This window comes from Pontiella sp., from assembly GCF_041622395.1.
In the GTDB taxonomy this organism is placed as follows: Bacteria; Verrucomicrobiota; Kiritimatiellia; order Kiritimatiellales; family Pontiellaceae; genus Pontiella.
Genome location: NZ_JBFJYW010000077.1, coordinates 1 through 13,279, shown reverse-complemented (window position 1 = coordinate 13,279; position 13,279 = coordinate 1). Strand labels below are relative to the sequence as shown.

11 protein-coding genes are annotated in these 13,279 nt (G+C 63.0%); 3 read left to right on the top strand and 8 right to left on the bottom strand.

The features are described 5' to 3' along the window. Together ABYO54_RS06320 and ABYO54_RS06315 are read left to right on the top strand one after the other, a co-directional pair. Positions 1–782: DUF1501 domain-containing protein (locus ABYO54_RS06320; RefSeq protein ID WP_372807399.1), on the top strand; the 782-nt coding region annotated here is incomplete at its 5' end. Continuing rightward, positions 779–3,097: a hypothetical protein gene (locus ABYO54_RS06315; RefSeq protein WP_372807398.1), complete on the top strand. Its 2,319-nt coding sequence runs from the start codon at positions 779–781 to the stop codon at positions 3,095–3,097. The genes ABYO54_RS06320 and ABYO54_RS06315, both read left to right, overlap by 4 nt. A gap of 43 nt (positions 3,098–3,140) precedes the next feature. Here ABYO54_RS06315 and ABYO54_RS06310 read toward each other — a convergent pair whose 3' ends face one another. After that, on the bottom strand, positions 3,141–3,512 hold the full coding sequence (locus ABYO54_RS06310; protein ID WP_372807397.1) for a DUF454 family protein: 372 nt from the start codon (positions 3,510–3,512) through the stop codon (positions 3,141–3,143). Between the two features lie 145 nt (positions 3,513–3,657). On the opposite strand from ABYO54_RS06310, the gene ABYO54_RS06305 reads away from it, so the two are divergent. After that, positions 3,658–6,612 carry a family 43 glycosylhydrolase gene (locus ABYO54_RS06305; protein WP_372807396.1) on the top strand — a complete coding sequence of 985 codons (2,955 nt, stop codon included), beginning with the start codon at positions 3,658–3,660 and terminating at the stop codon, positions 6,610–6,612. 604 nt (positions 6,613–7,216) lie between these two features. On the opposite strand, the gene ABYO54_RS06300 is transcribed toward ABYO54_RS06305, so the two are convergent. The 7 genes from ABYO54_RS06300 to ABYO54_RS06270 all read right to left on the bottom strand — a co-directional run. After that, positions 7,217–8,080 (bottom strand): polyprenyl synthetase family protein, encoded by an 864-nt coding sequence (locus ABYO54_RS06300; RefSeq protein ID WP_372807395.1) that lies wholly within the window; start codon positions 8,078–8,080, stop codon positions 7,217–7,219. 47 nt (positions 8,081–8,127) lie between these two features. Further along, complete coding sequence (locus ABYO54_RS06295) at positions 8,128–8,349, bottom strand: zinc ribbon domain-containing protein (protein ID WP_372807394.1); 222 nt, start codon at positions 8,347–8,349, stop codon at positions 8,128–8,130. Positions 8,350–8,422: 73 nt separating this feature from the next. After that, complete coding sequence (locus ABYO54_RS06290) at positions 8,423–10,858, bottom strand: hypothetical protein (RefSeq protein WP_372807393.1); 2,436 nt, start codon at positions 10,856–10,858, stop codon at positions 8,423–8,425. A 1-nt stretch (position 10,859) separates the two neighbouring features. Continuing rightward, positions 10,860–11,681 carry a type II secretion system protein J gene (locus ABYO54_RS06285; protein WP_372807392.1) on the bottom strand — a complete coding sequence of 274 codons (822 nt, stop codon included), beginning with the start codon at positions 11,679–11,681 and terminating at the stop codon, positions 10,860–10,862. Further along, complete coding sequence (locus tag ABYO54_RS06280; RefSeq protein ID WP_372807391.1) at positions 11,678–12,157, bottom strand: prepilin-type N-terminal cleavage/methylation domain-containing protein; 480 nt, start codon at positions 12,155–12,157, stop codon at positions 11,678–11,680. The genes ABYO54_RS06285 and ABYO54_RS06280 overlap by 4 nt, the downstream gene beginning before the upstream one ends. Continuing rightward, on the bottom strand, positions 12,154–12,831 hold the full coding sequence (locus ABYO54_RS06275) for a Tfp pilus assembly protein FimT/FimU (RefSeq protein WP_372807390.1): 678 nt from the start codon (positions 12,829–12,831) through the stop codon (positions 12,154–12,156). Before ABYO54_RS06275 ends, ABYO54_RS06280 begins: the two co-directional genes overlap by 4 nt. 157 nt (positions 12,832–12,988) lie before the next feature. Then, the coding region (locus ABYO54_RS06270; protein ID WP_372807389.1) for a hypothetical protein at positions 12,989–13,279 on the bottom strand (291 nt) is incomplete at its 5' end.

Sequence of the window (13,279 nt, the reverse complement as noted above, 5' to 3'; positions counted from 1 at the left end):
GCGGCAAGCCGAGCGCCCCCGTCTTCGCCGTCGAAGGCGTGATCCAGCAGGGCATCACCCAGGCCCGCCAGCAGGATCGGCGGCAACTGCTGGGCGATCTCGAAACCTTCGGCCGAAAAATGGAGGGCAATCCGCAATTCGCCCAGATGGACCAGTGCCGCGACCAGGCCTACGAACTCATCCTCGGCGATGCCGGCAAGGTGTTCGATATCAAGAACGAGGACCCGAAACTGCGCGAACGCTACGGCAAGTCCGATTTCGGCGCGTCCTGCCTCATCGCCCGCAAGCTCGTCGAGGCGGGCGTGCCCTACATCACCATCAACTACGGCGGATGGGATACGCACAAGAAACATTTCGACATCATGAAAACCAAGCTGCCCGAGCTCGACCGCGGTTTCTCGACCCTGCTCGACGACCTTCATCAGCGCGGGCTGCTCGATTCCACCATCGTCTGGTGGGGCGGCGAGTTCGGCCGCGGACCCAAGATCCAGCAAAACGCCCCGTGGAACGGCGGCCGCAGCCATTACGGAAAATGCTTCTCGCACGTGGTGGCCGGCGGCGGATTCAAGGGCGGCCACGTGGTGGGCGCCTCCAACGAAACCGGCTCCGAAGTGGCCGAGCGTCCCGTTTATCCGTGGGATCTCATCGGCAGCATGTATGAGCAACTCGGGATTGCCTCCGATGCGCGCCTGCCCCATCCGCAGGGGATCGACGTCCGGGTCTGCCCCACCGAGGCCGACGGGGTCACCATCGGCGGGCGCCTGAAGGAAATCATGTCGTGAAAACTTCCATGAAGCACCTCCTGTTTCTCATTGCGGCCGGGGCCGCCGCATCGGTTTGCGCGTCGAACGAGCCGCACATCGGGTTCGCCTTCCCGGCCGGGGCCCAGCAGGGCTCTTCCATCGAAATGCAGATCGGCGGGCAATACTTCGCCGGCGCCACCAATGTCTTCGTCAGCGGTGAAGGCGTTTCGGTCGAAATCAAACGCTATAGCGTCAAGTACGACGCGCAGCGCGTCGGCCAGTTTTTCCGCAACATCGAGAACAACACCGCCAGCCTCGAGGAAGAGGGCATCACCGATGCGCAACGGGAAGGCTTCCGGAAGAAAATCGACCAGACCTCCAAGCTGCTGGCGCTGATCGATTTGCCCGATGGCATCGACCCGTTCGATCGGAAGGCGGTGCAGCGGTATGTCCGCGCCGACAAGAAAGAGCAGTTCAATCCGCAGATCGCCGACCGCCTGCGCGTGACGGTGCGTGTTGCGAAGAACGCGCCGCCCGGCGAGCGCGAGCTGCGCGTTTACACGCCGGCGGGGCTCTCCAACCCGGTCTACTTCGAGGTCGGCACCTTGCCCGAGGTGCTCGAGCAAGAACCCAACGACGACCACATGATGCCCGAGTTGCTGGAGGTTCCCGTGCCCGCCGTCTTCAATGGCCAGGTGCGCCCCGGCGACATCGACCATTTCCGCTTCAAGGCCAGCAAGGGCGACTCGATCGTGGTCGACGTCGCCGCCCGCCGCATCATTCCCTATCTGGCCGATGCCGTGCCCGGGTGGTTCCAGGCGGTGGTGGCCATCTTCGATGCGGACGGAAACGAAGTCGCCTACCAGGACGACTACAAGTTCAATCCCGACCCGGTGCTCTTCTTCGAGGTGCCCGAAACCGGATCCTATACGCTTTCCATCCGCGATTCCATCTACCGCGGGCGCGAGGATTTCATCTACCGCATCGCCATCGGCGAGCTCCCCTTCATCACCGCCATCTTCCCGCTCGGCGCCCAGCACGGCAAGGAGGTCGATATCGCCCTCGGCGGAAAAAACCTGCCCCGGACCCGCCTCACCGGAACGCTGCCGGAAAACGGCTACGAGGTCCGGCACGTTTCCGTCAGAAAGGGCGGATACCGGTCTAACGAAATGCCCTTTGCCATCGGCGAGATGGACGAGATCTTCGAGGCCGAACCCAACGATTCCGCCGAGAAGGCGCAGACCATTCGCCGCCCGCTCGTCGTCAATGGCCGCATCCAGCAGCCCGGCGACGTCGACGTCTTCGGTTTTGACGGGCGTGCCGGCGATTCCGTCTCCATCGAGGTGATGGCGCGCCGGCTCAACTCGCCGCTCGATTCGGTGATTACGCTGAAAGGGCCCGGCCTCGCGGAGCCGGTCCGCAACGACGACTACATGGCCAAGCAGGAGCAACTGCATCTCGGCGCCGGCTTGGTGACGCACCACGCCGACTCCTATCTCCTGCACGAGCTCCCGGCCGATGGCCGATATACCGTCGAAATCGGCGATGCCCAATCCCAGGGCGGGCATGACTTCGGCTACCGGCTGCGCATCAGCGAATCAAACCCCGACTTCCAGCTGCGGATGGAGCCCTCCGGCATCAATATCGCGCCCGGCGGAACCGCCGCCTTCTCCGTCCGCGCCCTGCGCCAGGATGGGTTCGATCAGCAGATCAAGCTGGAGGCCGCAAACCTTCCCGAAGGCTTCGCCATGAGTGCGGCCATCATCCCCAGGGGTTCCGACATGACCCGCTTCACCATCACCGCCCCCCGGCAGATCGAGGGCAAGGTCATCAGCCCGGAAATCACCGGCACCGGCATCGTCAATGGCAAACCCGTAACCCATCATGCCGTGCCGGTCGACGACCAGATGCAGGCCTTCCTTTACCGCCACCTCGTTCCGGCCAAGGAGCTGGTGCTCGCCCCCGTCTCTCAGCGCCCCCCGGTCGCCTTCCAAGCCCGCATCCCGAAAAGCGGCGCGATCGAACTCCCCGCCGGGCAGGAGACCCGCATCTTATTCAACGGACGCGTGATGGGCCCGAACAAAGGCTATTCGCTCAAGTTGGACAATCCGCCCGAAGGCTTCTCCGCCGTCAAGAACGGATGGGTCGGGCGAGCGAACAACAAGGACAAGAAAAAGGATGGCAAGCCGCTCGATAAGAACATCGCCACGGGCCAGATCCTTATCAAGGTCGATGAATCCGTCGCGCCCGGCACCCGCGCCAGCCTCGTTGTTGCCGCCGAGGTGCGCAAGGGCAAGGATTCGACCTACCATCCCGCGCCCGCCATCCCCATCAAGGTGGTGAAGGCGGAATGATCTGCCGCCTCGTCGGCCGCCCTCGCGGCGCGTCCCGCGGGGGCTATTGATCCGGGTTGCAGGCGCGTATCCGCAGGACGACCACCAGTCCGGTCAGCAGCAGGGCCGTGCCGAAGATTCGAATCCAAAGGGTTTCGATGGCGAACCCGATGGCGTAGGTTCCGAAGATCAGGATGGACGCGACGGCGATGGTTTTGGCGTTGCGGGGGATGCAGCGCTGCTCGTGCCAGTTGCGGATGATGGGCCCGAAGAGTTTGTGCTGCATCAGCCAACGGTGGTGTTTTTCGGACGAGTGGGCGAAGCACCAAGCGGCGAGCAGCAGCAGCGGGGTGGTTGGCAACAACGGCAGGAAGATGCCGAGCGCCGCCAAGGCAACCAGGGCGAGTCCCGCGACAACGTAAATCCATTTGGCCATTGCTCCCATCAGGCGCCCGAGGGTGCGCGATCGGTTCCGGCGAGTAAAGCCAAATGGCAAGTACGATGATAATAAAGGGCGATCTCTGTCATTGTTCCCGCCGCGCGGTGCGTGTAGAATGAAGGCTCTCGGAGAGGAAATGGGAATGGGAAAAATCGCTATACGGCGTTGGGTGGCGCTGGCTATGGGGCTTGCCGGTATTTCGGTGGGCAACCCGTTGCCGGTATTGCTCGATGGCGCCCTGTTGAACCACAACGGATTGTACTACGCCATGCATGGCGGGACCAACGGAACCATGCTGGTGTCGGATAACCTGGTGGATTGGAAGTGGCCGGTTTCCGTGCTGCCCGAAACGGTTGCCGGGCCCTACGAACTGGCCTATCGCAACGGCTATTTCTATCTCTATGCCGACGGCAAGGGCTTTGCCACGGCGACCGCGCCGCAAGGGCCTTATGCCGAGATGCGCCGGGCGGGGCTTTCCGGCGAGCAGATGCGGCTGTTCCAGGATGCGGGCGGCAACCTCTTTTCGGTCAATCGCCGCGAAGGCAGCAAGGCCGAGGGCGAAATTTGTCTCCAGCGTTACGCCGCGCCATGGAAAACCGTCGAAAAACCCTCCGTGTTGCTCGATGGCCGCCGGGGCATGTGGGATTCGCTCGACAGTGCCGACCTGGGCGGGCCGGAAATCCTGCGGCACCGCGGGAACTACTACCTGCTCTATGCCGCCAACAATCCAAGCCCGCGGACGGGGTTGCGCGAGGTGGGCCTGGCCATGAATGATAATCCGTTGCGCTTCGACAATGTCGACAAGATGGCCGATCCGGTTCTGGTCCGCAATGCCGAGCGGCTGGCGCGCACCTACGAGGTGCTGCTCCCTTCGGGGGAATATGCGCCGTGGAAGGCCCGCTACACCACCGAGGCCCCGTCCGGAAACTGGCAGCTGCCCGGCTATAAATTTTCCGGCTGGCGCACGGGCGAGGGCGGGTTCGGCTATCCGGACGAAGTCGCCGGCGCCAGACTGCATGCCTGCCGGACCGCGTGGCAGTCGGACCGCATCTGGGTGCGCCGCGATTTCGACCTGCCGAAGGGGCTTCCCAAACGGCCCTTGCTCAACATCCGGCACGAAGGCGCGGTACGGGTGACCATCAACGGGACGGTGGTCCATGAATCGGACACCCCATCGGTGGCCTATTCCTATTTCGATATCTCCGAGGCGGCCAAGGGCGTCTTCAAGACGGCGGACAACGTGATCGCCGTGGAGGCCGCCGCCCTGAAAACGGCGGAATACCGTTTCATTGATTTCGGTCTGTTCGATGCCGGCGACCATCCGCTGGAGCCGACCGTCTACGGCCTGGACCGCGTGCGGATCGTGGAGGGACCCAACGGCTTCGAAAAATGGGCGCTCTACCGCGCGTGGTGGAACGGGGTGCCGGGCTCCGGACTCGACCGCGTCTTCTTCTACGGCGACGAACTGGTGATTGATGGGCCAACGACCGCGCAAACGTCCGGCTTCCATCCGCCGCCCGCGCGCCCGAGCTTCTCCGACACCTTCCCCGAGGACGACCGGCTCGGCTGGGCCGAGCGCTGGGCCTTCGCGGGCGGCGGCTGGATGGGCTATGGCGGGGCGTTGCAGCAGCGGGAGACGCGCGGCGTGGCCAAGGCCTATCTCAAGCAGGCGCCCGCCATGAACTATTTGTTCGAAACCTTCGTGCGATTCCCCCCCTCCGGCAAGGGCAGTGTCGGCGTCGTTGCCTGGAGCGACGGCGAGCACGATTTGATCGTGAGCATCAACCCCGCCGCCAGCACGTGGCAATACCACATCGAACCCGGCAAAAAGATGCCGAAGCGCTATAAGCTGCCCAAGGCGTTCGAGCTGTTGGAAAAACCGCCGGGCGTTGGGGCGGCCGAGCCGCCGCTGCACCGCCTGCGCGTCACCAGGAACGGCAGCCACTTCGGCGTTGAGTTGGACGGAATCAACCTCCTGCCCGAACGGCCGATCATCACCCAGATCACCACCCCGGGCGTGCCCGGATTCTTCTGCGCGGATTCCGCGGCGGAATTCGATGGCGTGACCTATACGGCGGGATGGGACGAGCATGGCGAATTCATTACCGGCTGGGGCCGGGCGGCCGACGGCACGATGCCCGCCGGCGAGTGGCGCCACTTCAAGGATCGCGGGCTGGAGCAGGAGCTGCAGTCCGGGCCGGGGCGGGCCTTCAAGGGCGACCTGCTCGACCGGTACGAATTCTGCGTCAACGTGGAGCTCGACCGGCTCCAGGAGGGCTCGGACCGCCTCTACGGCGTCTTTCCCGTTTTCGCCGATCGCGACAACTATCTCAAGGCGATGATCGATACGAAGGCCCGCCTGCTGGTGGTGACCGGAAAGCTGCGTGGCCAGGAGATCAAGCCGCGGTCGACATCGCTCAAGTGCCAGGTGCCCCACCGCCACTTATACGACAAGTCGACCTCCTATCGCGACGTGACCTCGTGGGTCTACGAGCTGTGCTCGGAGTCGATTGTTTCCCGGCTCGATTTGCGCTGGCTCGAGGGCGATTATGAACACCTGCAGCAGGAGTTCTATATTCCGTCCGACGACATGGTCATCCGCTACGCGCGCCTCGACCGCGGCGAGCAGCCGAACCTGTGGGAAGACGGGCGTTTCTACGATGCCGACGAGCCGAAGCCGCGCGCCCAGTCGTCCGGCATCCTCAACCCGATCGCCATCCGGCCCGAAACCGGCAACTATGTCGGCGTTGGCCTGTATATTCCCTCCGCGATCGTCATCGATTCGCGTACCGGGCGCTACAAGCGCAACTATATTCCCGGCGAGGAGTTGGGGCGCAACGAAGAGATCGGCGACGACACCACCGAGACCGATACCACGTCGCGCCCGCAGGAGGCCCTCGTTACCCTGGAGGTCGAATCGAGCTATTTCTTCCGGTGCGTGAAGCTCGAAGACCGCGTCGTCATCCACCTCAACGGGCGCCCCGCGATGGAGATCGAGGGCGACTGGCCCGCCTCGCAGGTCGGATTGGTGACGGAGGGGCAGCCCTGTTATTTCAACGGGATTTCCCTGCACCATCTCCCCCGATCGGGGGAGTAGCGCAGGGGAAGCTCGCGCCGTGCCGTTTGCTTCTTCGGCAACGGCCGCTCGACCGTGCTCCGTATTTCTTAATCGGTCGCACTGAGCAAAGGTTCGCGTTAACAAGGATTCAATTTAACACCCGCTTCGCTAAAGGTCGCAAAGACAGCAATGCCGATTCTTCGCGAACCTTGCGGCCTTCTGTTAAATCGGAAATAAGCAGCAGCTCCCGTATGTGATGAAGCTTTTCCTGCGATCGATCCGAATCTTTAAGATGTTTAATGTAGTTTGAGCCGCCTCGGGGAATTGTAGGGCTGAAATGGCTGAGGAACGATGCCTTTCAGCCGTTCGGCGGGCAGGTATCGTCCCTCAACCATGCCCTCCCTACAAAGCAGGTTGAGGTTTGGATTCTTTGTGTCTTTGCGTTGGAATCACCGTCGGTCGGTCTTATTTGGCGGGTTCTTTCCAGACGCGGCTATCGCTTGCTATGTACCAAACGTCGCCGTTCGCGCCATCCTGGGCGAAGGTGATGTTCGAGCCTGCAGGATAAAACCGGGGCGAAGAGTCGAGGGCTTCATCCTGCGCCACCAAAGAAACCTTGATGGCAACGAATGAAAGGAAATATCTAGTATTCCCGATCGACGAGATATTCGGCGATGGAGCGCAGGGCCGTGGTTTCGCGCTGGAGCATGTCGAGCGCGTTGATGGCTTCGGTCGTGAGTTGCTTGATCCGTGCCCGGGCGGCGTCCATGCCGTGGACGGCGATATAGGTCATTTTCCGCAGCTTGAGATCGGACCCGGTCGGCTTGCCCAGCACCTCTTCGGTCGAGGTTTCGTCGAGGACGTCGTCGACGATCTGGAAGGCGAGACCGATCTTCTCGCCGAAGATGCCGAGGTTTTCCAGCTCGTCTTCGCGCGCGCCCCCGGCAATGGCGCCCATGCGGACGGCGGCGCGGATCAGGATGGCGGTTTTGTTGATGTGGATGAATTCGATCAAGCCGGCGTTGGGTTCCTGGCCTTCGGCGGCGAGGTCTTCCACCTGCCCGGCAATCACGCCCCGCGAGCCGGCCGCCTGGGCCAGCTCCAGCGCCAGGCGGGTGTTGCCGGTTTCGGCGAGCATCTGGAAGGCGTGGATCATCAGCGCATCGCCGGTCAAGACGGCGTTGGCTTCGCCGAACTTGACGTGGCAGGTGGGCATGCCTCGGCGGAGGTCGTCGTCGTCCATGCAGGGGAGGTCGTCGTGCACGAGGGTGGAGCAGTGGAACAGCTCGATGGCCACGGCGGCATCGAGCGCCGCCGCGGCGGGCGTGCCGAACGGTTCGGCGGCGGCGAGCACCAGCACGGGGCGGATACGCTTGCCGCCGTTGAGTACGCAGTAGCGCATGGCTTCGTGCAGGATGGCGGGCCGGGTGCCGCCCGAGGGAAGGCTGTCCTGGAGCGCGGTTTCGATTTGCGCCTGCCGTTGTTTTATATAGTTCGAAATGTTCATGGGATCTGTTCCAGGTGGGTTGGAGAGGGCGGTTCGCGCGAATCCGCTTAGTTGATGGGGCACCCGCCGCCGCATCCGGTTCCGGCCCGGCCGCACCCGGCCTCGGCGCAGGGCGAAGTCGGGGAGGTCATGCCGGCGCTAAAGGTGGAGAGTTGCTTTTCCACCTGTTTCGATCCGCAAGTTTCGCAGGCGGCCAAGGCCGCGGAGGAGGAGACGAGCGCTTCGAAGCGCGCCCCGCATTTTGTGCATCGGTATTCGAATATCGGCATGGCGGTTCCTTGTTGTTGCGTCGGGTCTGTATAGGGGATTTTGCCGGGCTTGGAAATGTTGAATCGGCGGAAATCAGGGTTCGAAGGCCTGGAGGAGGTCGCGCCACCGCCTGCCGCTTTCGGAGAAGGTTTGCAGGGTGTCGGCCAGCCCCCAGAAGACGATGGCGGCCTGCTCGGTTTGGGGATCGCGCCAGACGTAGGCGATGGCTTGCTGGGTTGCGCGGACCTCTTCGTCGGAAACCATGCCGTCGCCATCGATGTCGGTTCCAGCCTGGGCGGCGAGCAAAATGGTGTAGAGGGTGTCGCGCGGGTTGAACAGTTCGTAGGTGTTGCGGAACGCGGCTTCCAGAACCCAGGGGTCGGTGGAGCCGATGGTTTCGCCCAGGTTGTCGAGGTTGAACCCGTCGCCGATGCCCGTTGCCCCGACGGGCCAGCCGGTGGCGGCGATGGATTCGGAGTTTTGCATCCAATCGGCGAAGAGCGCGGCCACCTTGGCCGCCGCTTTCGGCTCGTCGAGGTAGTGGGTGTCGGTGCCGTTGAATTCGTCGAGCGGGATGCCCATGAAAACGGCGGCCAGTACGTTGGGGTGCGGCGAGTGGGGGTTGACGAGGCCGTGGCGCGGTTTCTCCCCTTGGGGGAACGGCGAGAGGTTTTGCATGATATAGCGGGTGTTGTCTTCGTCGAACGCCTCGAGCATCTGCATGGTTTGCCAGGGCTTTTCCAGATCGTAGAGGAAGTAGGTGAATTCCCAGGGGGAGTCGATTTCGTCGGTGTTGCGGACGAAGATTTTCGGGGCGTCGGTGTCGTCGGGGGTCACGACGGCGGAGATGAGCGAATAGTTGACCTCCCCCATGCTTCCGGCGGAGACGGTGGTGTCTTCGTTCATCATGCCGGCGGCCCAATCGCTTTCCCACTGCGAGGCGAGCAGGCCGTTCCAGTTGAGCCGCGGATCGATGCAGCTCATCGAGACGATGAAACGGTTGGAAACGATTTCGGCATCGGCCGCGCTGAACAGGTTGGAGATCATGGATTCGATTTGCGGGATGAGCGTGTTTCCGACCGCTTCGGATAGCGGCAGGGTGAGGTTTTCCACCCGGTCCACCACCGTGCCGCCGCTTTCGATGCACTCGATCAGCGGGAATTCGATGTCGGTCAGCATCTCGTCGAACATGCCGAGCAGTTCGTCGGAGTCTTCCACGTAGCTTTCATAGGTGCCTTCGTTCAGGGGCAGGTCGGCGGGGAGGGCCCCTGGCAGGGTCGAGAAGGAGGGGATTTCAATTCGGCCGACCCAGTCCTCGGGCTGGTCGAACAGGTCGTTGGGGAGGGTGCCGATGGGATCGTTCTCCACCTTGATTTGGTAGGCGGTTTCGTTCTCGTATCCGGTGAAGGGGTACCAGACTTCGATCTCGACGCTGTAGGAGTTGGTGATGGTGATGCTGACCACCTCCGGCACCTCGTTGCCCTCGTCGTCCTCCACCATTTCGATCAGCGGGAAAAAGGAAAAGTCGCAGGTCAGCGCAACCTCGTTGATGAGCGGGACGGGTTCGACGGAGGCATCGACGTCCTCGGGAATGGTGTCGGTGTCGAGGTAGTCGATCAGCTGGTTGATCACATAGTCGGCGTTGATGGCGCCGTTCTTCTTGAGTTCGGTGCGGATGGCGTCCTCGGCGAGCGAGGCGCTGTTGGTTCCCATGAAGGTGCGGCCGTCATCCGGCTCCGGGGTGTAGGAAAAGGTGCAGAAGCTGGCCATGGCGTCGGCCGCGACAATGTCGGCGGAACACGCCGGGTCCTGGTTGAGCTGGAGCACGTCGTGCAGGGTTTCGAACCGGCGCCAGGAGCGGTCGCGGTTGCGGACGAACGCCAGGCCCGGCGTCAGGTTCGGATCCGTCGCCGCGCGCAGGGTGCCGCCGGGGGAGTCGATGGCGATATGCGGCAGCATGCTCGCGGTGGAGTTGAATTCGGAAATCACGTCGCGGCCCTTGGCCAGCTGGATCTCGGCGGGGGAGAGCCCGGTCGCGCGTTCGATGTAGCCCGCGGAGTTGGTGGCGGAGCCAACCTCGTTGGCGTCGAGGAATCCGGAGGAGTTGATCACGACGTAGCCCACCCGGCCGACCACTTCGTCCCCGATCGATACGGTTTGCCAGCGAGAGGTGGCGAGCGCGTCGTCGAAGGCCAACGCGATGTTGGAGTTGCCGATCTGGAAAAAGTCTTCCTGCATCCCGAAGTCGAGCGAGTCGGATAGCAGGGAATCGGAATCGCCGACGGATCCCATGGCCAGCAGGTTGTCGGGGTAGCCCGCGCCGACGGCGGAGTCGAGGTCTTCCATGGCGCGGGCCATGGCGGTGTGCAGCAAATGGCGGGCGGCGGCGGTGGAGACGAAGGCCCGGCCCGAAAGGCGATCGGTGCGCGTTTGCGCGGTGTAGGCCACGACGAGCAGGGTCAAGACCGCCAGGAAACCCAGGGCAATCACCAGTGCCGCGCCGCTCTTGGATGGATGGCTGTTGTTCATGCTACTCGTCGTTCAGTCGGTCGATGCCGCGGTTGGGAAGGTGGATTCGGCGGGAATAAATGCGTTCGTTTTCGCGGATGAGGTCGACGCCCTTGTTGGGGCTGCTGATCGAGAAGAGCTGGGTGGCCCGCTCAATCGTTGGGGAGGGGGCCAGCGCAATGGTGACATCGACGAAGCGGGGCATCTGTGCGCGGGTGAAAACCACGGGGTTGGCCGCGGCCCACTCCGGATCGCCGTTGACCGTCAGCGAGAGGTCGGTGAGCATCGCGTGGGCGGCCACCATCCCCTGCAGCGTTTTGGTGTATTCGAGTGCGCTGTGGTCCATCGTTTCGTCCAGATTCGGGGCCTCGAACTCCATCAGGGAGGCCGCCTGGGCAGGGGAATCGGAATAGTAGTCGGAAATCTTGATGACGTTGTCGACCGAGTACGCGCTTGCGCCCTCGTCGGGGGAGTCGATCTCCAGCGCGCGGTTCCACGTGCTGTCGGTGCGGACCTGCAGCCGCATCGGCGCGGTGTCGCGCAGCACGTCCTCGAGCCGGCGCCGAATGCCCGGCGAAATGAAATAGAGCGTCTCGACCCCTTCGGCCTCGCCGACCCGGAAGGCGACATTGGTGCGGACCAGGGCCTGGCCGATGTCCTCTTCGAGGTAGTCCAGCAGCAGCCGCGCCGTTTCGTCGAGCAACGCCTGGTCCTTGCCTTGCTGCACCGCCCGGTCGCTCTCGGAAAAGACGTAGGCGATCATCAGGGCCATCATCGACAGGATGGCGATGGAGACCACGATTTCGAGCAGCGTGAAGCCGCGTTTGGCGACGGCCGGCTTCATAGGCCCTTCTTCCAGTTGTAGATTTCCGTATAGAACCTGCGCGGGGTGCCGGCAGTCTCGTATCCGGGCCACACCTGCAGCGAAACGGTCTTGATGTGGGCGCCGTCGGCCGCGATGTCGAGTTGGTAGGTGACGGTATATTCCTGCGGCTCGCTCAACAGCGTGAGTTGCGAAAGGGGAAGGGTTGCGGTGAATACGTCCTGGGCGCCCAGCCGAAGAATGACGTCTTCGGTGTCGTGGCCGGGCAACGAAAGGCTGCCGGTGGTGGGCAGGTCGGCGAAGTCTTCCACGGCGTGGCAATAGTTCAGCACCAGATCGGCGAAGCAGACGACGTTGAGGTCTTCATGCGTCTTGGAGGCGCTGTCGAGCGAGCTGCTCAGCAGCCCCACCACGGCAACGACGCCGATCGTGACCACCAGCAGCGCCAGCATGATTTCGATCAGCGTGAACCCGTTCGACCGCCGGGGGTTGCTCATTGCGCAATCTCCGCGATTTCGCCCGACTCGTCGTAGACGATCGGGGCAATCCAGCTATCGCCGCCGCCTTCGATCCGGATGCGCGCGCCTTGGCCCGGCACCGAGGTGTGCACCAGTTTGCCCACCTCGTCGTAGAAGCCTTCCGCCAAATGGATGTCGTGCGTGTAGGCGAGGTTCTGGGTCCCGGTGGGCTTGAAGCCCAGGGCAACATAGGTTGAATTCCCGACCCGCAGTTGGCGGTTGCGGCCGAATCCGCCGGCCCAGCTGCCCCCGACGAGGAATACGTTGTTGTTGTCTTCCGAGGCGGTGGCGTCGAACACGACGCCCGGCGGAAGCGGCTCCCACGGGGTCAGGAATTCGCCGTCCTCCTGCGTGACGGGCGGGGAATGGATGTCGACGGTGAAGACGGCGTAGGCGCGGTACGCCAGCGCGGCATCGGTCTGCCCTTCGTTGAAAACCAGATAGGTCGGCTGGTTGTTGGCCACGGCGAATTGCCGCGCCAGCTTGGCGGCCGAGTGGACCGCGTTGGCGGCCGAATCGAGTTTGGTCTGCCCGGCGATATCCATCAGCGCAGGCAGGGCAATCAGGAACATGATGGCAATGATCGCAATCACCACCAGCAGCTCCGCCAGGGTGAAGCCGTTCCGGTTTGCAGGTTGTCCGTTCGATTGCATGGTGGCAACATATCGGAAACCGTTCTGCGGAGCGCATGTTTTTTTCTTACATTTTAGGTCCCCTGTCGGGCCAGTCGATGCGGCCGGCCGCGCACCGATGCCCATCACACATTTAAACGTGTGGTTCTCCCCGGCAAATTCCCTTACGCAAGCGCCATCAAGGCAGGCGTTGGCAAGAAAAGGGCGCGCTGGCATTGGTCGTTAAAATCGAGACGGTTCTTTGACCTTTGCATGTGTGACTTGTCATGCGCATCAATGTCAAATGACTGGAACCTTTTTTCAGCCAAGGAATTGTTGGATTACGGGACCCCTTATAACGAAGGACAGGCATCTTGCCGGTCTCCATAGGATCGCGGGGGCGCAGGCGCTGCGACTGCGGGGCAGGTATCTCTGCCTGCCCTTGAGCAGGCAAGGATGCCTGCTCCACGAATTGGCGGCTGGAGGGTCG